General features: G+C 58.9%; 19 protein-coding genes, 1 tRNA gene and 1 pseudogene. 6 read left to right on the forward strand and 15 right to left on the reverse strand.

Annotated features, from left to right (window positions below; all coding sequences use genetic code 11):
• Nucleotides 1–326: 326 nt before the first annotated feature.
• The gene (locus tag LUB09_RS22690) at nt 327–1646 is read right to left on the reverse strand and encodes an OprD family porin (protein WP_209988257.1); all 1320 of its coding nucleotides are present in this window, start codon (nt 1644–1646) and stop codon (nt 327–329) included.
• Nucleotides 1647–1867: 221 nt separating this feature from the next.
• On the opposite strand from LUB09_RS22690, the gene LUB09_RS22695 reads away from it, so the two are divergent.
• The gene (locus LUB09_RS22695; RefSeq protein WP_231423758.1) at nt 1868–2188 is read left to right on the forward strand and encodes a DUF2790 domain-containing protein; all 321 of its coding nucleotides are present in this window, start codon (nt 1868–1870) and stop codon (nt 2186–2188) included.
• A 13-nt stretch (nt 2189–2201) separates the two neighbouring features.
• Here LUB09_RS22695 and LUB09_RS22700 read toward each other — a convergent pair whose 3' ends face one another.
• Complete coding sequence (locus LUB09_RS22700) at nt 2202–3011, reverse strand: AraC family transcriptional regulator (protein WP_231423759.1); 810 nt, start codon at nt 3009–3011, stop codon at nt 2202–2204.
• Nucleotides 3012–3142: 131 nt separating this feature from the next.
• Between LUB09_RS22700 and ddlA the strand changes: the two genes are divergently transcribed.
• Nucleotides 3143–4237 (forward strand): D-alanine--D-alanine ligase, encoded by a 1095-nt coding sequence (gene ddlA, locus LUB09_RS22705; protein WP_231423760.1) that lies wholly within the window; start codon nt 3143–3145, stop codon nt 4235–4237.
• 226 nt (nt 4238–4463) lie between these two features.
• Here the strand turns inward: ddlA and ggt are convergent, their stop codons facing one another.
• From ggt to LUB09_RS22725, 4 genes are all read right to left on the reverse strand, one after another.
• Nucleotides 4464–6275 (reverse strand): gamma-glutamyltransferase, encoded by a 1812-nt coding sequence (ggt, locus tag LUB09_RS22710; protein WP_231423761.1) that lies wholly within the window; start codon nt 6273–6275, stop codon nt 4464–4466.
• Between the two features lie 54 nt (nt 6276–6329).
• Nucleotides 6330–7109, reverse strand: coding sequence for a PhzF family phenazine biosynthesis protein (locus LUB09_RS22715; protein WP_231423762.1), 780 nt, complete (start codon nt 7107–7109; stop codon nt 6330–6332).
• 147 nt (nt 7110–7256) lie between these two features.
• Nucleotides 7257–7333: transfer RNA gene (locus LUB09_RS22720), tRNA-Met, on the reverse strand.
• 290 nt (nt 7334–7623) lie between these two features.
• Nucleotides 7624–8175 (reverse strand): RNA polymerase sigma factor, encoded by a 552-nt coding sequence (locus tag LUB09_RS22725; RefSeq protein ID WP_209988276.1) that lies wholly within the window; start codon nt 8173–8175, stop codon nt 7624–7626.
• A 263-nt stretch (nt 8176–8438) separates the two neighbouring features.
• On the opposite strand from LUB09_RS22725, the gene LUB09_RS22730 reads away from it, so the two are divergent.
• From LUB09_RS22730 to LUB09_RS22745, 4 genes and pseudogenes are all read left to right on the forward strand, one after another.
• Nucleotides 8439–9494, forward strand: coding sequence for a TyeA family type III secretion system gatekeeper subunit (locus LUB09_RS22730; RefSeq protein ID WP_209988279.1), 1056 nt, complete (start codon nt 8439–8441; stop codon nt 9492–9494).
• Entirely contained in the window at nt 9491–11584 is a 2094-nt protein-coding gene (gene sctV / locus LUB09_RS22735) for a type III secretion system export apparatus subunit SctV (protein ID WP_209988282.1), read from the forward strand. The genes LUB09_RS22730 and sctV overlap by 4 nt, the downstream gene beginning before the upstream one ends.
• Nucleotides 11585–11621: 37 nt before the next feature.
• Complete coding sequence (locus LUB09_RS22740) at nt 11622–12521, forward strand: FHA domain-containing protein (RefSeq protein WP_209990646.1); 900 nt, start codon at nt 11622–11624, stop codon at nt 12519–12521.
• 125 nt (nt 12522–12646) lie between these two features.
• Nucleotides 12647–12892 (forward strand): annotated as a pseudogene (locus tag LUB09_RS22745) (EscU/YscU/HrcU family type III secretion system export apparatus switch protein); the annotation flags it as partial.
• 83 nt (nt 12893–12975) lie between these two features.
• Here LUB09_RS22745 and hrpT read toward each other — a convergent pair.
• The 9 genes from hrpT to LUB09_RS22790 all read right to left on the reverse strand — a co-directional run bounded on the left by hrpT (nt 12976) and on the right by LUB09_RS22790 (nt 19568).
• On the reverse strand, nt 12976–13179 hold the full coding sequence (gene hrpT, locus LUB09_RS22750) for an HrpT family type III secretion system protein (protein WP_209988301.1): 204 nt from the start codon (nt 13177–13179) through the stop codon (nt 12976–12978).
• A complete protein-coding gene (sctC, locus tag LUB09_RS22755; RefSeq protein ID WP_231423764.1) occupies nt 13176–15308 on the reverse strand; it encodes a type III secretion system outer membrane ring subunit SctC in 2133 nt (710 codons plus the stop codon). Before sctC ends, hrpT begins: the two co-directional genes overlap by 4 nt.
• A 270-nt stretch (nt 15309–15578) precedes the next feature.
• Nucleotides 15579–15812: a hypothetical protein gene (locus LUB09_RS22760; protein WP_209988308.1), complete on the reverse strand. Its 234-nt coding sequence runs from the start codon at nt 15810–15812 to the stop codon at nt 15579–15581.
• Nucleotides 15813–15911: 99 nt separating this feature from the next.
• A complete protein-coding gene (gene sctL / locus LUB09_RS22765) occupies nt 15912–16502 on the reverse strand; it encodes a type III secretion system stator protein SctL (RefSeq protein ID WP_231423765.1) in 591 nt (196 codons plus the stop codon).
• Entirely contained in the window at nt 16480–17061 is a 582-nt protein-coding gene (locus tag LUB09_RS22770; RefSeq protein WP_231423766.1) for a type III secretion protein, read from the reverse strand. The genes sctL and LUB09_RS22770 overlap by 23 nt, the downstream gene beginning before the upstream one ends.
• Entirely contained in the window at nt 17054–17827 is a 774-nt protein-coding gene (gene sctJ, locus LUB09_RS22775) for a type III secretion system inner membrane ring lipoprotein SctJ (protein ID WP_209988314.1), read from the reverse strand. Before sctJ ends, LUB09_RS22770 begins: the two co-directional genes overlap by 8 nt.
• A gap of 4 nt (nt 17828–17831) precedes the next feature.
• Nucleotides 17832–18197 carry a hypothetical protein gene (locus LUB09_RS22780; protein WP_209988317.1) on the reverse strand — a complete coding sequence of 122 codons (366 nt, stop codon included), beginning with the start codon at nt 18195–18197 and terminating at the stop codon, nt 17832–17834.
• Nucleotides 18198–18283: 86 nt separating this feature from the next.
• Complete coding sequence (locus LUB09_RS22785) at nt 18284–18439, reverse strand: hypothetical protein (RefSeq protein ID WP_209988320.1); 156 nt, start codon at nt 18437–18439, stop codon at nt 18284–18286.
• Nucleotides 18440–18653: 214 nt separating this feature from the next.
• Nucleotides 18654–19568 (reverse strand): sigma 54-interacting transcriptional regulator, encoded by a 915-nt coding sequence (locus LUB09_RS22790; RefSeq protein WP_209988321.1) that lies wholly within the window; start codon nt 19566–19568, stop codon nt 18654–18656.
• Between the last annotated feature and the right edge of the window lie 360 nt (nt 19569–19928).

Genomic DNA, 19928 nt, shown 5'->3' on the forward strand with positions numbered 1-19928 from the left:
ATAGGGAAATGATATGGCCTCACAAAAGGCTCTGAGTAAGCTGTAGGGGAAGTCTCAAACGTGAAGAGGCTTTAGGGTCAAGCGATGTAAGGCCGGTGTGACATTTGGCCGCTGAAGTTCAACGCAAAAAAAACGCCCCGGCGGGGGCGTAAATATTCATCTCTGTTCCAAAGGAGCTATACAAAAGCCGCAGAGATGAAGGATGTCGAGTAAGCGAGTTTAAAAATTACAACTTAACGAGAAGGTGAGTCCGATATTACAGTTCTGACAGAACTTTAGCGCGTCAGCAGATATAGGGTATCGGTAAATGAATGTAAGGCGCCGGTTCAGAGTATGGCTAATGGGTATTCGACGATAAGGCGAACTTCTTCCAGGTCTGCGTCGAACGCACTTGAACGGATGGTGGCCTGACGCAGCCTGAGGGATAAATCCCTCAAATTGCCGGTTTGCACCACGTACCTGGCTTCCACATCCCGTTCCCAACGGCTTTGCCCGGTCAGCGGGTTGCCTGCCGCATCATTGCGCACATAGACCGAATTGGCGTTGCTATAGTCGGCGCCCGAGCCTCTGCCGTAGCGGGTCATGAACGACAGGCCGGGGATGCCGAAGGGTTGCATGTCCAGGTCGTAGCGCACCATCCATGAGCGCTCCTTGGGCGAGTTGAAGTCGCTGTACTGCATGGAGTTTTCGAGGATGTTGGAATCCGACTGACGCAGGTAATCGAAGTCGTTGTCGCCGTTGTTGCGCTGGTGAGAAACGGTCACACGATGGGCGCCGACCCTCACCCCCAGGCGCGCGCTCCAGATGTTGTTGTTCAGTTCCCCTCGCAGTTTGCGGCCTTCGTCTTTCACGTTGTAATAGTTGAAATTGCCAAACAGCGACACGTCCTCGCCCAGTGGATAGCTGGCGGTAGTGCCGAAGTAGTACTGGTCCCAGGCATCCTTCAGGCGACTGCCATAGACGCTCGCGCTCAGGTGCGGATTGAACTGGTAATCGCCGCCGAAATAGCCAACCCAGGGTGAATCGACCTTGCCCGCGTAAAACGTGGCGAACTCTTTGTTCCGGCCGCTCTGGGAGGGCTGGCTCATGCCACTCAATTGCCCGCCCTGCAGGCTCAGGCCTTCAATACTTGTGTTCTGTACGGTGACGCCGCGAAAGCTTTCCGGCAACACGCGCGAGTCGCCGGCCGCCACGACGGGCGTGTAGGGGAACACATCGCCGGCCTTGATCACGGTGTCCAGAAAGCGCAGTTTCGCCGCACCACCCACCTTGTTGTAGGTGCTTTCCGGGCGGTTGCTACTGTCTACCGGCATTACGCTGAATGAGCCCTTGCCGCCACTGCGGCCCCTGCCCGAATCGAGCCTGAGGCCATGCATGGCAAACGCGTCCAGGCCAAAGCCCACGGTGCCCTGGGTAAAGCCGGATTCGAATTTGCCGATCAGGCCCTGGGCCCAGGCTTCGGAATAACCATTGCCGGTAGGGCTGGATCGACCGTTGCGATCATCGCGGTTGAAGTAAAAATTACGCATCAACAGCTTGACGCTGCTGCCTTCGATAAAGCCTTCGGGATGCTCCTGTGCCGCCACCGCTGCCAGCGGCAACGCGGCGCATAACGAAAGAGGCAGAGTCATGTTGAGGATATTCATGTTCGCTCCTGGGTCTGGCAATAACCAGCTTCTTATTTATGAGAGTGGGCGTTGTAGTGCCCAGAGCGATAGTTGCAAACGACGAATAACGGCTGAGTGGCGCAAACATTACGATCTTGGAAAGTTACTGTTATCTATCAAATAAGTAATCTTGCAGCGAACCTGTCGCAAGGGTGATCTGGATAGTCTCGACGCTGAACTTTTCAGTCGAGGGACGTGTGATGAACTTACAGACAGTTGGCCTGGGATTGCTCGTTGCAATGCTGTCATTTGGCGCAGTGGCGGACGGCAAGCGCACTTATGCGTTGCTTCTGGAAGGTAACGAGGACGCCATGGCGGCTTACGCTGAGAAAAGAGGCCTGCCGGCACCTCAGGTGCAGGTGTACCGCTACGGCATGAATCTGGATATTGCCAAGGTGGTCAACATCTCGCCGCCAATTCGCTCGTGCAACGCGGTGCCGTCACGCATGACCTATTGGGATTCGGTTGGCAAGCTCAATACCCTGGAGTATCAAGTGATGGGCGTATGCCGCATGAAGTGATGCCGCTTGAGTCTCAGCGGCCCAGCATCTTCACCCAGCGCGACGGCGGCATGCCGTAGGTGCTGCGAAATTGTCGGGTCATGTGGCTCTGGTCGGTGAAGCCTGCCGTCAGCGCCGCATCCACCAGCGACTGGCCCTGGGCAAGCAGGTTACGCAGCAGATCGAGTCGACGCATGGTCAGGTAGCGATAGGGGCTGGTACCGAACAGCAGGCGAAAATCCCGCGACAGGGCCCAGCGGTCGCGGCCGGCATGGTCGGCCATTTCATCCAGGGTAATGCTGCGGCCCAGGGCCCCGTGGATAAATTCCCGGGCCCGCTCGGCGGCGACATAGTCGAAGGACTTGCGGCTGATGATCGCGCCCGACGCAGCGCTCAGCGCATGTGCCAGGTCGAACAGGGCATCCTGCTCCTGCATCGGGTCAATCGGGCAGTCCAGGCCTTGCAGCAGCACTTCGCTGGCACGCAACAGACGCGGATCAGTCGACAGGCCGCTGTGGATAAACGGCAGTGGCCGGCCGCCGAGAATCTGCTGGATCAGCGCAGGCTCCACGTAAATCATGCGGTACTTGAAACCTTCCACACTGCTGGCGCGGCCGTCATGGGTTTCATCGGGATGAATCACCATGGTTGTGCCCGGCAGGCTGTGGATCATGCAGCCGCGGTAGTGATAACTCTGCACGCCAAACAAGGTACGCCCGATGGCGTAGGTGTCATGGCGATGCGGGTCGAACGCAAAGCCGGCAAAGTATGCCTCGATACGGTCCAGGCCGCTGCCGTGCGGCGCGCGGTGAAGCCAGTCAAGGGGGCCGGTTGATTTACCCATGATGATTGCCACGAGAAGAGATGGAATGACGTTAACCCAGTCTGCCGCTGCTTGTCTGTGCGGGTCTTGAACGATTGTGCAGGGGCAGAGCCCATGGTAAGAAGCCCTACGTTCAACACTGAGGCCGGGTCATGAGCAAGTTGCGGGTAGGTATTATTTTTGGTGGCCGATCGGCTGAGCATGAAGTGTCGCTGCAATCGGCGCGCAACATCGTCGATGCCCTGGACCGGTCGCGCTTCGAGCCGATCCTCATTGGGATCGACAAGGCCGGGCACTGGCACCTGAACGACACCTCGGACTTTCTGATCAATCAGGAAAACCCGGCCCTGATCGCCCTCAACCAATCCAATCGTGAGCTGGCGGTCGTGCCTGGCAAGGCCAGCCAGCAAGTGGTGGAAACCTCCGGCCAGGGGCTGCTGGCACCTATCGATGTGATTTTCCCCATCGTCCACGGCACCCTTGGCGAAGATGGCTGCCTGCAAGGCTTGTTGCGCATGGCGGACCTGCCCTTCGTCGGCGCCGACGTGCTTGGCTCGGCCGTGTGCATGGACAAGGACATCAGCAAGCGTCTGCTGCGTGACGCCGGCATTGCCGTCACCCCGTTCATCACGCTGACCCGGCGCTCCGCGGCGCGTACATCCTTTGCCACGGCGGTGAACACACTCGGCCTGCCGATGTTCGTCAAACCCGCCAACCAGGGCTCGTCGGTGGGCGTCAGCAAAGTTGCCGACGAAGCCGAGTACCACGCCGCGGTAGAACTGGCGCTCGGGTTTGATGAAAAAGTGCTGGTGGAATCCGCCGTCAGTGGCCGTGAAATCGAATGCGCGGTGCTGGGTAACGAACACCCGATTGCCAGCGGTTGCGGCGAGATCGTGGTGAGCAGCGGCTTCTACTCCTACGACAGTAAATACATCGACGAGCATGCCGCGCAGGTGGTGGTGCCGGCGGATATCAGCGTTGAAGCCTGCGAGCGCATTCGCAGCCTGGCGGTCGAGGCGTTCGAGGTGCTGGGTTGCGCCGGGCTGGCGCGAGTTGACGTGTTTCTCACGGACGACGGCGAAGTACTGATCAACGAAGTCAACTCACTGCCCGGCTTCACCCGCATCAGTATGTACCCCAAGCTGTGGCAGGCTGCCGGGATGAGTTACAGCGAACTGGTGAGCCGGCTGATCGACCTGGCGCTGGAGCGGCATGCGGGACGCAAGGGCTTGAAGATCAGTCGCTGACAGCTGTGTGGCGAGCGGGCTTGCCCTAATGCCGTTCAGTTAAGCGCAGATTCCCTGTGGCGAGTAGGCTTGTCCTGCGTTGGGCTGCGCAGCAGCCCCAAAGCCAGGCGCTGAGCCGTATCAGGTACACCGCGTTTTGCTCGATTGGGGGCGCTTCGCACCCCAACGCGGGACAAGCCCGCTCGCCACATGGGGGAGCAGGTTTTGCACAGTTTATGGCCTTAGCTCAGTCACCCAAGGCTTCACCCTCACGCCGAGGGTCCGCGCCGCCGCTCAGCGACACTTTTCCCTGGGCATCGCGCGCGCGAACAATCGCCTGCACGCCGCTGGTCATGTCGATCTCGCTCAGTGCATGGCCTTTTTCCTTCAATGCCTTTTTCGTGCCTGGGCTGAACAATCCGGCCTCCAGTTCCGTCGCGCCATTGCGGCTGCCGAAATTGGGCAGGTTAATGGCGGCTTGCGGGTCAAGGTTCCAGTCGAGCATTGCCACCAGCGTCTTGCTCACATATTCGATGATCTGCGAGCCGCCGGGCGAGCCCAGCGTGGCCAGCAATTCACCGCTCTGGCGGTCGAATACAAGTGTGGGCGCCATGGCCGAGCGCGGACGTTTGCCAGGCTGCACACGGTTGGCAACCGGCTGACCGTGCTCTTCGGGGATGAACGAAAAGTCGGTCATCTGGTTATTCAGCAAGAAGCCCTGGACCATCACATGGGAGCCAAAGGCCGCTTCCACCGTGGTGGTCATCGATACGGCGCCGCCCAGGTCATCCACGGCCACCACCTGTGAGGTGGAAATGCGCAGCGGCGACCGGTCCGGCGCGTAGGCCACCTGGATGCCCGCCGGCTGTCCCGGTTTGGCGATCCCCATGCTGCGCTCACCGATCAGGTCGGCACGCCGCGCCAGATAATCCGGCGCAACGAGACCGGCAACCGGCACCGGCACAAAGTCCGCATCGGCCACATACTGCGCGCGGTCGGCAAACGCCAGGCGGCCGGCCTCGGCAAGCAGGTGCACGGCCTGCGGCGTGGGTTCGAACCCGGCCGGGGTGGCAAGCTTGACCGGGGTCATCGGCGCGAGGGCCTGGCGCGGGTCGCGGGTTTCCAGCGCCTGCAAGGTGCCGAGGATCTGCGCCACCGCAATCGCGCCGGACGACGGCGGCGGCATGCCACAGATTTTCCAGCGCTTGTAGTCGGTGCACAGCGGCGCCCGCTCCCTGGCGACGTAACCCGCGAGGTCGGACTTGGACAAGCCACCTGCATTACGGTGGCTCTGCACCTTGCGCGCAATTTCTTCGGCAATCGGACCACGGTACAGCGCGTCCGGGCCTTCCTTGGCGATGCGTTTGAACACAGCGGCCAGCGCCGGGTTTTTCAGCACAGTGCCGGTATCTTTCGGCGTGCCATCCGCCTTCAGGAAATAGGCGGCCATGTCCGGTGACTGCGCAATAAAACGGTCGGCCGCGATCAGGCTGTGCAACCGTGGGGAAATCGCAAAACCCTGTTCCGACAAACGAATCGCAGGCTCGAACAGTTTGGCCCATTGCAGGTGCCCGGTCTTTTTGTGCGCCATCTCCAGCGCGCGCAACACACCGGGTGTACCGACGGAGCGCCCGCCGATCTGGGCATCGGTGAAAGCCATCGGGGTGCCATCGGCGTTCAGAAAAAGACGCTCGGTCGCTGCGGCTGGCGCGGTTTCGCGACCGTCATAGGCGTGCACGTTTTCGCCGTCCCACAGCATGATGAATGCGCCGCCGCCGATGCCGGACGACTGCGGCTCCACCAGGGTCAGTACGGCTTGCATGGCAATCGCCGCGTCAATCGCCGAGCCGCCCTGGCGCAGCATCTCCCGCCCGGCTTCGGCGGCCAGCGGGTTCGCGGCGGCCGCCATGTGGCGTTCGGCATGGCGCAGGGTGAGGTCGTTGCGATAACCCGATCCCGACTCCGGTGCGGGAGGCGGTTCGTTGAGCGCGGTGTGACAGGCCGACAGGGCGAAGGCTGCGGCGATGATCGACAAAGGGCGGCGGGAAATTGAAAACACGTGTTGAACTCCGTTTACGTTGAGAATGCTCGACCGTCCTTTGGGTCGTGCGTTTTACAGGTAAATCGTGCCTTGCATGTACAGCACCGCCTTGCCGGAAATAATCACGCGCTCACCCTCAAGCTCGCAGCGCAACTGGCCCTTGCGCGCACCGCCCTGCTCGGCAGTCAATTGCGATTTGCCCAGGCGTGCCGCCCAGAATGGCGCCAGTGACGTGTGCGCGGAACCCGTGACGGGGTCTTCATTGACGCCCACATTCGGCCCGAACCAGCGCGAGATGAAATCAAACCCCGTGCTTTTGGCGGTCACGGCAATGCCGCGTTTGGGCAAGCCCTTGAGGCTTGCAAAATCCGGCGTCAGTGCAGCGACTTGAGCCTCGTCGCTCACCAGCACAATGTAGTCATCGGTGCTGAATACCTCGGCGTGCTCAATCCCCAACGCGCTCAGCAGTCCGGCGGGCGGCTCACAGCGTTCGGGTTGCCGGGCCGGGAAGTCCATTGCCAGTTCTTCGCCCTGGCGCGTCACCCGTAGCTCGCCGCTGCGAGTGGCGAAGCGCAGCACCTGCGGCGCATCCGCCAGCACATGGAACAATACCCAGGCTGCCGCCAGCGTGGCATGGCCGCACAGGTCGACTTCAACTGAAGGGGTAAACCAGCGCAACTCATAGTGCTCGCCACGGGGCACGAAATACGCGGTTTCCGAGAGGTTGTTCTCAGCGGCAATGTTCTGCAGTTGCTCGTCGGGCAGCCATTCGGTGAGCGGGCAGACGGCTGCGGGGTTGCCGCCGAACGGATGCTGGCTGAAGGCGTCGACTTGGTAGATGTCCAGTTTCACCGTGGGGCGCTCCATGTGGGGGAGGCAGGACACTAACAGTGGGGTTGGAGGGCGTCAAAATACAGTTGGGAAGTTTTTGTGCGCTTCAGGCACTTTTCTCAAGGCATAAAAAAACGGCCTACCTTTCGGTAAGCCGTTTTTAGTACTTGGTGGCTACGCAGGGACTTGAACCCCGGACCCCAGCATTATGAATGCTATGCTCTAACCAACTGAGCTACGTAGCCAAGTGGCGCGCATTATTCGCGCAGAACGAGAATGCGTCAAGCACTTTTGTTGAGATTTTTTCTACGCTTTCAATTGTTTAACCGGGGCTGGCGCCGCTGAAGACGGGCGATCAGGTGTGCGCGGCGATCGAGCAGGGCGGCTGACGCGCTTTGATTGGCCGGTAGTTTCGAGTTGGGCATCTTTGAAGACGAGGCGAGAGAGGGGATCGTTGCAGAGGCGTTATTAAAGAAATTCGTTTTACATTCGGTTGGGCAGATATCCCTGCCGCCCAACGCTTGCTCCCAGGCGCTTACGGTTGCAGCGGGTTATACGTGACGCGTTTAAGGTGTTCGCGCGCCCGAGACAGGCGTGAACGAACGGTACCGATGGGGATGTCCAACGCGTTGGCAGTGTCCTGATAGCTGCCGTCGGTCTCCAGTGAGGCGTACAGCGTCTTGCGCATTTCTGCAGGCAGGTGGTCGATGGCGCTCAGGGTTTTCTCCAGTCTGCGGTTGATTTCGAACTCCCAATCCAGGTTTTTGTTTTCCTCCTGTCCATGCCACAGCGACTCATCGAATTCGCAATGCACCGGTTTGGCATAGAGGCGTCGGAAGTGGTTGCGGACCAGGTTCTGCGCAATGCCGCACATCCAGGTGCTGAGGCTCGCCTGACCACTGAATCGTTCCCTGTTGCGCCATGCCTCCAGGTAGGTGAGTTGCAGGATATCGTCGGCATCTTCGGGGTTAAGCACGCGTTTGTGAATAAAACGTCGGAGTTTTTTCTGCTGTTCGTCCGTCAGTTGGAGCATGAATTGAGGCGAGTTACCAACGAGCTGCGCTAAAGCTTCAATAGGGATATTCACGATTTTTTCCTCAGGGTAAACGCGATCGAAAAAATTTCGATGGAAACCCCTTTAGCACTGGCTGTGCCAAACGGAAAAAACATGCAACATCATGATTTTTATAGGTAAATATATTGAAATGCCGCGTTTTTACGCAGCAACTTGCAAAAAGTACCGATGGCGCGTGCCAGTCTTGTCAAACGCATCGATAGACGCGTTTTGATGGAACTGCATCGGCGGGCGTAACCACACACGAAGCACACTCTTCCTGTATTGGCATGCCCATGAAAGTCGAATCTCCCAACGATGTGTCATCTGCCCGGCATCTGGATCAGTCCGCCACTTCGCTTGTCTCCGCGTCCGCGCTGGCGAAAGTCGATGAGCTTGTCCAGATCTTCAACCATGAGGTTCTTGCCGTTAACCAGGCCCAGCAGGCCATGGCGATACGCATACCTCCCTCCGCGCAGTTGACGCAGCTTTACGATCAGCTGGGTTATCCGGCCCAGGAGTCGTTGGCAGCCATTTCGCGGCGGTTCAGGCAGCAGTTGCAGCACAACGTCAGTGTCGACAAGTGGGTGGAACTTGCCGAGGGGGATCCCGCGCGTGCGTTCGTGGTGCTCAAGCATCTGGAAGTGCATTTGGACAGTGAGGCACGCCCCTCCGAAGCTGCGAGGGCGCGGGAGGCCATTGCCCTGTTGTCGGTGGGTTTCAAGGGGGAAATCCAGGCGGGCCTTACATTCGCCGGTGCGCTGCTGAAGGCAGGTGGCGATCCGCAAGAGCGCCAGGCGCTGCGTACGCTCTATTATGCCAGCATCTCCACGCGCCAATCCCTGGCGACGATAATGCAGGCCTTGCTGGGCGAGTACGGTGGCGACACGTTTTCCGCCAGGCTCGGCAATATGCGCAAGGCTTTGGCTGACGACATCGCCACCCTGGTTTCGGCAATGACCACGCCCCGATTGCGCACCTTGTTACTGGCACTGCAAAGTTGTGGACAATTAGGCACGGTATTAGCCAGTTGCAATGCGGTGATTGAGCGGCTGGGCCTCGATTGCGACGGCGTAAGTCTTCTGCAGCGCCTGCTGGGATATGCCGGCAGCGGTATCGATGCAGGTGAAATCCTGCGGCTTGGGCATGATCTGGGAGGTCATCCGACGCTTCGGCAAGTGGTGCTCCTCAACGCACTTTATCCGCTGATGCGCGATTTGCCCCTTGCGTTGTGGCCGGACAGTCGAGTGCGGCAGGACGCCCTGGACTGCTTCCTGGCGGTAATGGGCGAACTGGAACGCAGTGAGCGCAAACCCTCGCGCTTTGCCGGTGACCTGGGAGCGCTGGCGTGACGGTACTGTCTACCATCAACCTGGCGTTGCTCAAAGTGGCACAGCGTGCTGAAGTGCTGGGCGCCGTGGTGGTCCTGGGCATCGTATTCATTTTTATCGTGCCGCTGCCGACCTGGCTGGTAGACATCCTGATTGCAATCAACATCTGCATATCATGCCTGTTGATCGTACTGGCGCTGTATTTGCCAGGGCCTTTGGCGTTCTCCTCGTTTCCTTCGATTTTGCTGCTGACCACCATGTTTCGCTTGGCGTTGTCGATTGCCACGACGCGTCTGATTCTGCTGGAGCAGGACGCCGGCCATATCGTCGAGGCGTTCGGCAACTTCGTGGTGGGGGGGAATCTGGCCGTCGGCATGGTGATCTTTCTGATCCTCACCCTGGTCAACTTTCTGGTGATCACCAAGGGCTCGGAGCGGGTCGCCGAGGTCGCCGCGCGGTTCAGTCTGGATGCGATGCCGGGTAAGCAGATGTCCATCGACAGTGACCTGCGTGCCGGTCTGATCGACGGTATGCAGGCACGCGATAAACGCGAGCAGTTGTCCCGCGAGAGCCAGTTGTTCGGTGCCATGGACGGAGCCATGAAGTTCGTCAAGGGGGATGCCATCGCCGGTTTGATCATCGTTGTGGTCAACCTGCTGGGCGGCTTCACCACGGGTATGTTTCAACACGACCTGAGCGCGGCCGAATCGATACAGCTGTATTCGGTACTGACCATCGGCGACGGCCTGATTGCGCAGATTCCAGCCCTGCTGATCTCCCTGACGGCCGGCATGATCATCACCCGTGTGGCGCCGGACGGACGCAACGGTGCGAGCAATATGGGCGCTGAAATCGCCCGGCAAATGACCAGTGAACCCAAGAGCTGGATGATTGCATCGGTCGGCATGCTCGCGTTTGCAGTGGTGCCCGGCATGCCTACCCTGGTGTTTATCCTGATCTCGGCGGCCACCGGCTCCCTGGGCTATTTCCTGATGCGTCAGCGTCAACGCGAAGAAAAGCCCAAGGAGGACGTTGCCAATGTGGTGCGCCCCGAAGAGAACGGTAATGAGGACTTGCGTGGGTTCGATCCATCGCGGCCTTATTTGTTGCAGTTTCCTCCGTCCTTACGGGGGACGCCTGAGGTTACGGACCTTATTCACGGGATCCGCCAGGCACGAAATTCGCTGGTCGCCAATATTGGCCTGACCTTGCCGCCGTTCGAAGTCGAGCTCGACGACTCGCTGGCCGCCGATGAAATGCGTTTTTGTGTGCACGAGGTACCGATGGTCAAGGCCTCGGTGGTCACGCTCGTTGCCGTTGAACGTAAGGCGCTGGCGGTCGAGCCGGAGCACGCGATACCAGGACTGGCCGAGCGTGATGAGCAGGATTGGCTCTGGTTGCCACCTGATGATCCGCTGCTTGCCGACCCCGCGCTTGAACGCTTTACCGCGACAAGCCTGATCCTTGATCGCATGAGGCAGGCAATGATGCTCAGCGGACCGCAGTTCCTGGGTATTCAGGAGAGCAAGGCGATCCTCAGCTGGCTTGAGCACAACCAGTCGGAGCTGGTGCAGGAGCTGCAACGCATCATGCCGCTGTCGCGGTTTTCGGCGGTTTTGCAGCGGCTGGCCAGTGAGGGCGTGCCGCTGCGTGCGGTGCGGCTGATTGTCGAGTCGCTGATCGAGCACGGCCAGCATGAGCGCGAACCCGACGCGCTCGCCGACTATGCGCGCATTGCCCTCAAGGCGCAGATCTTCCAGCAGTACAGCGAGGACGATGGTCTGCATGCCTGGTTGTTGTCTCCCCATACCGAGAACATCCTGCGCGAGGCGTTGCGCCAGACCCAGACCGGGGTGTTCTTTGCGCTTGATAACGAAAGCAGCGCCGCGTTGGTCAACCTCCTCAACCAGGCATTCACCGTGCGCGCCAGGAGCAAGAGCGTGATGTTGGTGGCGCAGGACCTGCGCAGCCCTCTACGCGCCTTGTTGCTGGAGGAGTTCAACCACGTACCTGTGCTGTCGTTTGCCGAGTTGGCAAGCACGTCCAAGGTAAAGGTCCTGGGGCGTTTTGATCTGGGGCAGGACGAATTGATGCGCGGTGCGGCGGCATGATTTTTCACCCGGGTTCAACGCACGGGAGGGCTCGATGATGTTTGAGCTGCGAGTGCTTAATGGTCAGCGCCAGGGGGCTGCGTTACCGCTATTTGGCGAGCAGTGGAGCATCGGTGCTCACCCTGATGCCGACCTGATGCTCAACGACCCCGGTATCGCCGAGCAGCATGCGCGGCTGCGGTTGGCTGACTCGCAATGGTCGGTGCAGGCTGAAGCCGGACTGCTGCACGACGCCCAGGGGCAAGTGCTGGCACAGATTGCGAGCCTGGCGTTGAACGTCCCTTTTTCGGTAGGGGCCATTCGACTCTACGTCAGCCTGGCCGATCAACCCTGGCCTGAAACACCCGCCCCGGCCCCTGCGCCCGCGCCGCGAGCAAGCGAGGCATCACCGACGCTGCAGTTGTCCTCCATCTCCAACAGGCAGCAAAAACGCCTGATCAGCGCGGTGCTGTTGGTGGCGGTCATCGGTGTGGTGGTCAGCATGGTGTCCTCCGGAGAACGTGATGCGCAGGCTTCCCTGATGCCTCCCGTGGCGGTTAAACAACAACTGGCCTCGCCGTTTGAAGTCCGTCAGCAATTATTGAAAATGCTCAGCGAGCGCGAGTTGAGCCAAAGGGTCAGCCTGGAGGTGATCAATGGCCAGATCGCGCTCAATGGCGTTGTATCCCCGGACGATATGGAACTGGTCGCGCGCATGCTCAGCCGTTTTGGCGAGCTGTTCGACAGTGCGGTCCCGGTGATCAGTCGTGTACGCGCCCGCGATGGGGCGCTGCCGTTCAAGATCGTGCAGATCGTCGGCGGGCCGAACGGCCACGTCGTTCTCGAGGAAGGCAGCCGGCTGTTCGTGGGGGACGAGGTGGATGGTTTGCGCCTGGTGTTGATCGACAACACCAAGGTGGTTTTCGATGGCGCGCAGCGCTATGAGGTGCGCTGGTGAGTACGGAACTGCAGGCGCGTCTGGCGGCCTGGGAGCAGCGCCAGACGCGGTCGCTGGCCAACTTCACGCCGGTGACGATGCGCGGTCGAGTGCAGCGCGTGAATGGCATGCTGTTGCAATGTCGTTTGCCGGTGCTGGTCAACAAGGGGACGGACGACGAGGCCCGCGAGTTGATCCGCCAGGCGAAGGCGGCCGAGGTGCCGGTGATCCAGTGTGTCTGGCTGGCCCGTACACTCTATACACACAAACTGGGCGCTGGTATTCCCCGCGAGACCTTGCAGGCGGTGGCCTTGATCTACCGCACCTTGCGCGAGCTTGACGATGACGCCAAGCGCGAAACCCTGGAGTTGCCGGCGCTGGAGTTGCGCTGATCAGCGCCTTGCGCGCCGTCAGGCGACGCTCTTATCCATCTGCAGATCAGACGCCCGGTAACACCGGGCGTTGATCACTGAGCTTATCGTTCCAGCGAGATCGTCTGGTAGTCCGCGCGTTCGCCGGACGGGCCGGGCTCGACGCGCATCTGCGGTGGCCACCAGATCACCAGCGTGTCTTTGGTCGATTGCGGACGCGAGCAGGAGTCGCCTTTACACGTGGGGCTGCAGCCGGTGATGAGCAGCACAGCGCTGATCAGAGTGACGCACAACAAGCGGTGTTTCATGGCGTGGCCTTTTTGGCTGGAGTGAGCAAGGAGGGGCGCGGCACGCTGAGGTGTTCATCTTTAACCACCGGGCGCATGGCAATGAATACCTCGGCTTCTTCACCTGGTTTGAGCCAGGCTCGCGGCCACACGGTCACGGCCAGGGTTTGCGAGGTGCTGCATTCCTTTTCGTCGATACGCACATTGCGCTTGAGCTGGTTGCGCAGCACGACCACGGCCACATTGAACTGCGGGCCGGCGTACCACTGGCTGCGTTCGGTATTCATGGCCAGTAAGTCGCGGGTGCTGCACAAGATGTCCAGGCCCAGGGGCATTGGGGCCGGCTTGAAGGCCAGGGGCACTCGCCCGGTCACCAAATTCGCCAGCGTGCTGGTGATGTCACTGCGGTTGATGACGGGCGCGTGTTCGGCATAACGCCTGGCCAGCGGCTTGAGGGCTGCCTGCAGTTCGGCCTGGTCGTCCTGCGGCAGGTAACGTGAGGGATCGGCCTGATCACCGATCACGCGCGGGGTCAGGATGAACAGGCGTTCGCGACGATTGTTCTTGCGTTCGCTGGAGGAGAACAACACCTTGCCCAGTAGCGGTATATCCCCCAGCAAAGGGATCTTGTTGCGCCTGTCGGTGCTTTCGGTGACATGGAATCCACCGACCACCAGCGAGCGTTTTTCCGCCATCACCGCCTGCGTGCTGACATTGCCCCGGCGCACATCGGGGCCCAGGCGATTGGGGTCCGACTCGTCGAAGTTGCCGTCCTCGATGTCCACCAGCAGGTGAACCTGATGAGTGCCGCGGGTGGTAATCACCCTCGGCACCACTTGCAGGCTGGTGCCCACAGTAATGGGCAGTATAGTCGCGACCTCGGTGCCTGCTGTCAGGTACTGGGTGCGATTGAAGTCAATCACCGAAGGCTGGTTTTCCAGGGTGAGGACCGAGGGGTTGGAGACCATGGTTGCCAGGCCGCGTTGCTCCAGCGCCCGTATTTTGGCAAAGAAACGGTCACGGTTTTCGATCGACAGCTGCGATGAGCTTCCCGGTGCCAGCCTCATGTCGCTGCTGAAACGACTGTTGCCCCAGTTGACCCCGAATTCGCGCAATTGACTGCGTTCTATGTCCAGGATGATGGCGTCGATTTCCACCATTTTTCGCGCGACGTCGAGCTGGGAAATCAGCTCGCGGTACATCGCTTGCCGCTCCGGCAGGTCATAGATCAGCACGGCGTTGTTACGCACATCGGCTTCGACGCGGATTCGGCCGGACGACACGGGGGCTCGCGGGGTAAGCGTTGCGCCGGTCTCCAACGGCCCGCCGTTCGCTGTCTGGCCGAGCATCTGCCCCAGCATCGGATTGTTCAACCTTGGATAACTCGGCGTGATGGGCGACGGCTTGGATGAAGAGGACCGTGGACTCATCGTCGACAGTGTGGAAGGCGACCGAGGCTCCAACAACCCGCGCAGCATGCTGGCGACGCCAGGAATGGATATTTTCTCGCCGCGATAATCTATCTGGCGATCTCCTGCGTTGGCGAATTTCAGCGGATAGCTGAGCACGCTCTGTTTTTCGTCGGCTGATTTACGCTGGCTACTGAATTGCTTGATCTGGTCGATGTAACGCTTGGGACCGGAGACCAGCACCACGCCGTCATCGGGCAGTTCGCCCCAGCCGAAACGGCTGTCGAGCAGGCCGATATCGGTCAGGGCTCGCTTGAGGTCGGCGACGGTTTCGGCGGAGACTTCAAGGCGTGCGGACTCTTGCAGGTCCAGCGTGCTGATATAAAGCGTGTTGTTGTAGAGGTACCACTGGAAGCGGTGTTCCACCCCCAGTCTGTCGAGTAATGACTGCGGGGTATTGGCGCGTATCTTGCCATTTACGATGCCGTCCAGTAGGCCATCGATCTGCAACTGTGTGCCAAATGTCTGAGCGAAATCTTCCAGCACATCCCGCAGGGGCTTATGTTCGGCCTCGTAGGCGTAAGCGGTGTTTTTCCAGTCGGAGGGAATAGCGGCGACGGCGCTGTGAAGCGGTGCCAATAAAAAGGGCAGCGCGAGCAGGAGGCGCCATTGAGTGCGCTTAGCCTGGTGTGCGGGCGAATTTAAACGCAAGCGGGTGTGCTTGTGGGTCTTGCTATGCATGACAGGGTCTCTGTTTCAGTGCGCGAGCGCACTTGATGAAGTGAGCGTTGATTCGCACCCGGCCTTCGTCAGGCGCGCCGTTACGCTGCGCCAGGTCTCGTCTGGGTTGCATTGCGATTAAAGGGGGTTCAACCGCTGCAGCTGACTGCAATCGCGTAGCAGGGATTGCAGCAAGCAGAGGTGACCGGCGCCCGGCGAAAAGCCCGACGCGCCGTGCGGGGGGCCCGGGCTGAACTGCCCTGGAGGCTCCCGTGACGTTGCTGCCAGTCACTAGGCGACGTTGATGGCGTTTTTCAGGGTTTCGTGTTTGTAATTGACATAGACCGAGGTCACGGCGTAGCTATTGGCAACGACGATCTTCTCCTGCATAAGCTGGTCGAAGACTCTTGAGAGTTCCTCGTCGTCACCTCCAGCGGAAATATCCTCGTCGATCTGTCCAAAAGCCTTATCGGAGCGGCTCCGCTGGCGGTAGAGGCTATCAAGTATGCGGGCGTCATTATTCATTGCTTTAACTCCGGTGGGGGTCTACTCCTGTGTGGCAACTGATAGGTGTCCAGTTCCTTCGGCGGATTAATTTGTTAACAAAAAAGCAGAACAGAGTGATCATTTGATTTGGCCCTGGGGCGGGATCGGCACCAGGCTGTCCACCGCATCCGTCCAGTTGATGTGATACCCGCCATCGTCTGTTTCAACAATCAGCGACTGGGCGGCAAGCCCGGCTTCAACCCGAAGCGTCCAGGGCACATCACAGTGTTGGATGAGCCAGAGCTCGACGGATTCGCGGTCCTGCGGATTGCACAGCAAGTTGGCCTCGACCGGCGGCAATCCGGCTGCCAGTAATTTATCGAGCAGTGCACTGATGCGTTGGGCAGGTGGGGCCTCATCGAGCAAGCTTCTAATGGCCGTATTGATGACTGAGGTGGCAACGCGCTCAAGATTCTCGGCCATTGCCAGGCGTTCTGACTCCCAACGATGAAGTTGGGCATTGGCGCGTTGCCAGAACTCACTGCTGGCGTTGTCCAGCAGCTGTTGGCACTTGGCTTGGGCCTGATTTATGAGCGCCTGTGCCTGAGCTTCGGCCTGTTCAAGCATCTGACGGGCGTGGGTATGTTCGACGAGCATTTCCCTGGATATCAGCGCTGTCGGCAGGTCGTCGGGGCGGGTGTGCAGCTCAATCTTGCGGGCGCAAAACATGCTTGGCGTTCTCCGGGGGGACGTGTAGCGCATCAACGGTGGGGGTCGAGGTCGCACGCCAAATGGCGGCTTGCCATAAAATACCCAGCCGGCCTTGAGTGTCCTCAAGCTTTGGGTATTGCTCCAGCTCAAGCACCCTCTGACAGGCAAAGCTCAGGCGCAGCCGCTGCCACACCGACGGTGAAACCCACGCCCGCAGGTAGTGCAGCGGGTCGTCGATGGTTGCCGGTGTCGGGTCAGGCGGCAGTGCCTTGGCCAGGCGCTGGCACCAAAGCAGCTGTTCCTGATTGAGCCGACTGTGGTGAGGTGCGTTGTAGACCTCATTGACGAGTAGGAGTATGAGATCTCGTGATTGCGCGTCGATTTGCGCCAGTTGCAGCAGGGCCGGACTCATGGGTGGAGGAAGCTCGGGTTGGATATCGAACATCCTGCTCACCCGACCATGGTGGCTGCGTGAAAGCGCTGCTGTGTCCACAAAACCGGTTTGTGTGAGCCAGTCGATGTGGGCTTGCTGCCACGGGAAGGCCCACCACCTGACCCAATTGAGATCGTCACTCATGAGTGCGTGTTATCGCAGGGTCGTACCTTGTCTTTCGTCGCCACAGCAACCAGGCGACACCGCCCGACACGAGGACGACCAGCGGCATGAACAGGCTTATACGCCAGAATGCGAGATCGTGCTCGGGTAGCAGGAAAGGGCCGAGGTAGGCGAGTTGTTGTGTTTCCTTGTAAGCCGTGGCCGGTACGAAAACGACGGTAAGCTTTACCGTATTGTCTATCGCTGAGGCCATGCCGGGGAGGCTGCTGGCCACCATCCTGCGCACGCGCGCATTGATGTTGTCAGGGTCCAGCCGAGGGTCGTGCTTGATGAATACTGAGGCGGATGCCGGTTGTACGGGCTCGCCTGGCGCTATGCGTTCAGGCAACACCACATGCACCCGTGCGACGACTACACCGTCGATATTCGACAAGGTCGCCTCCAGCTCCTGAGACAGCGCATAGATGTAGCGTGCGCGTTCTTCCAGTGGGGTAGAGATGACGCCTTCCTTGCGAAAGATCTGCCCCAAGGTCGAGCGTGCCACCTTGGGAAGTCCCACGGCGTCCAGTGTCCGAACCGCGCGATTGATGTCACTTGCTTTGACACGAACGGCGACGCCGTCTTTTCCCTGAATCTTTTGAGCCCGGATTTGTTTATCCGCCAGTTCAGCAATGATTTCATTGGCCTCCTGTTCGGAAATATTGCGATGAAGTTCGACGCTTTCACCGCAGCCCGTCAGCATCAGCGCCAATGAAAGAAATAACAGGGTGCTTAGACGGCGGAACATACCTCTACCCCATGCTTGAAATTTTGTCGCAGGCTTTTGCGATGGCGCCAACGACCTTGATCTGGGACATCACGTTTACCTGCGACTCGGCAAGAAGTTGCGGAAACTTGCTCGCGTCCGTTGTCTGCTTGTTCTGGCTTGCGTCACGAAACCCTTTGGACAGTTGTCTCGCTATCGTCGTCGACCCCGTAGCGGCCCACGTGGAGTCGGAAGATGCGACGGCGTGCACGGTTCGTTTATCGATTTTGTCGGTCTGGTGTATTTCAGAGAGAAAAAAATTAATGTCAGACGCACGATCGTTCAGAGCAGGCGTGTCCGAGCGAGTGGTGATTTTTTCGCTTGTTGTAAACGCTGAGGGGGTGATGAACATTCGTTTCTCTCTTGTGGGTGTCGAGTGCGGCAAGCACAATTGGGAGGAAAGTCCCCTCAACGGTTGAGTTGAGAGGACCGCACCGCTTAAAAACGAATAGATTTGATATTGGTTATCGCGGCAGAGAATTTTTCATTCTCGGCGCCTTCTTTCGCTTTCTTCACCGCTTCCCACTTTTTTTGCTCTTCGATGCCTTTTGCTGCGACATCTTGTGGGCTTGTACCCAGGCCACCTACAGACATAGTTCACCTCTTGAATAGTAATAAAGTCTGATAGTTTTTTTCACTATCTCATTTTTTTTGAGCGATTTTTTAAGTGCTCATTTCATTCGTGGTGGGAAAGAAGTGAAGCGTTCCAATTTGTCTCGGAGGTGATGCGTCTAAAATTATTTCGGCGTAATGGATTACGATTGGAAAACTAAAAATTACCGCGAGAAGGGAAATTCCTTACGCTGATTTAGATAGCGAGTTGCTTCATCCGGTGGTAGAGCGTGCGCTTGGCAATGCCCATCTCAATGGCCACGCGATCCACGCAGCGGTCGTTGCGCAGCAATGACTCTTCGATCAGTGCTTTTTCGATTTCCTGCAGACGCGCTTTCAGGCTCATTTCATGGCCTTGCGGCTTGCTCAGGGGCAGCGAGAGCGGTGGCAGGCCCAGTACGAATCGCTTGGCCGTCGAGCGTAGTTCACGGATATTGCCCAACCAGCCTTGGCACAACAGCTGTTGCAACAGCTCGGCGGTAGGTGTCGGAGCAGCGCATTCGAAAAGCTCGGCTTCTTGCTGGACCATCTGCAGGAATAACGGGACGATCCTTTCTCGCTTGTCCCGCAGGGCCGGAAGCTGAATATTGACGACATTCAGGCGAAAGAACAGGTCACGCCTGAAAGTGCCCTGTTCGACCATCTCGTGCAGCGAACTCTGGGCCGAGGCGATGACTCGCATGTCCACGGGGATGAAGCGCGTCGAGCCCAGGCGTTCCACACCGCGCGACTCCAGCACACGCAGCAGTTTGGCCTGCAGGCTCAAAGGCATGCTGTCGATCTCATCTAGGTAAAGAGTGCCCAGATGGGCGGCCTCTACAAAGCCGGCCCGGGACTGCATCGCCCCGGTAAAGGCACCGCTGTTGACTCCAAACAGTTGGCTTTCTGCGAGACTTTCGGGAATGGCCGCACAGTTCACGGCAACGAAGTTACCTCGTCGCCCCGACAAGTAATGCACTCGTTGCGCCAGCGTGTCTTTGCCTGTGCCGGTTTCTCCGAGTAACAGGATATCTATATTGAGTGGCGCAGTACGATGAAGCGTGCTTTCAATGTCTGAGCCTTCCAGGAATGAAAAATCGTTTTCAATTTCCCCAGGAAAGGAGTCCGGCATCGAAAGAGTGCTCCATTATTTATATGCAATTAAGAAAGCAGTCATCAACTGCTGGTCTGTGGCGTGTAAATTATAGATTCCGCGCGTGAGTCTTAAAGTAGGAACTTGCGCGAGTGATGTAGGATAAATTAGATAGGGGGATGTTTTATTTTTACCCGATGCTTACACGTTAAACGTTTACCTGAAGAGCCGCCCACAAAAAAGCCGATGCAGTGCATCGGCTTTTTTATTTGCGGTGTCCCGTCCTGAATAAGGTTTACACCTTCTGACCTTTCTTCAGGAGGACTCAATGGATACGGGAAAAAGGCGCAGCCAACGCGATTACACGCTAGCTTTTAAATTGTCGGTCGTAGACCAAGT

Source organism: Pseudomonas sp. Leaf59 (assembly GCF_920984685.1).
GTDB lineage: Bacteria > Pseudomonadota > Gammaproteobacteria > Pseudomonadales > Pseudomonadaceae > Aquipseudomonas.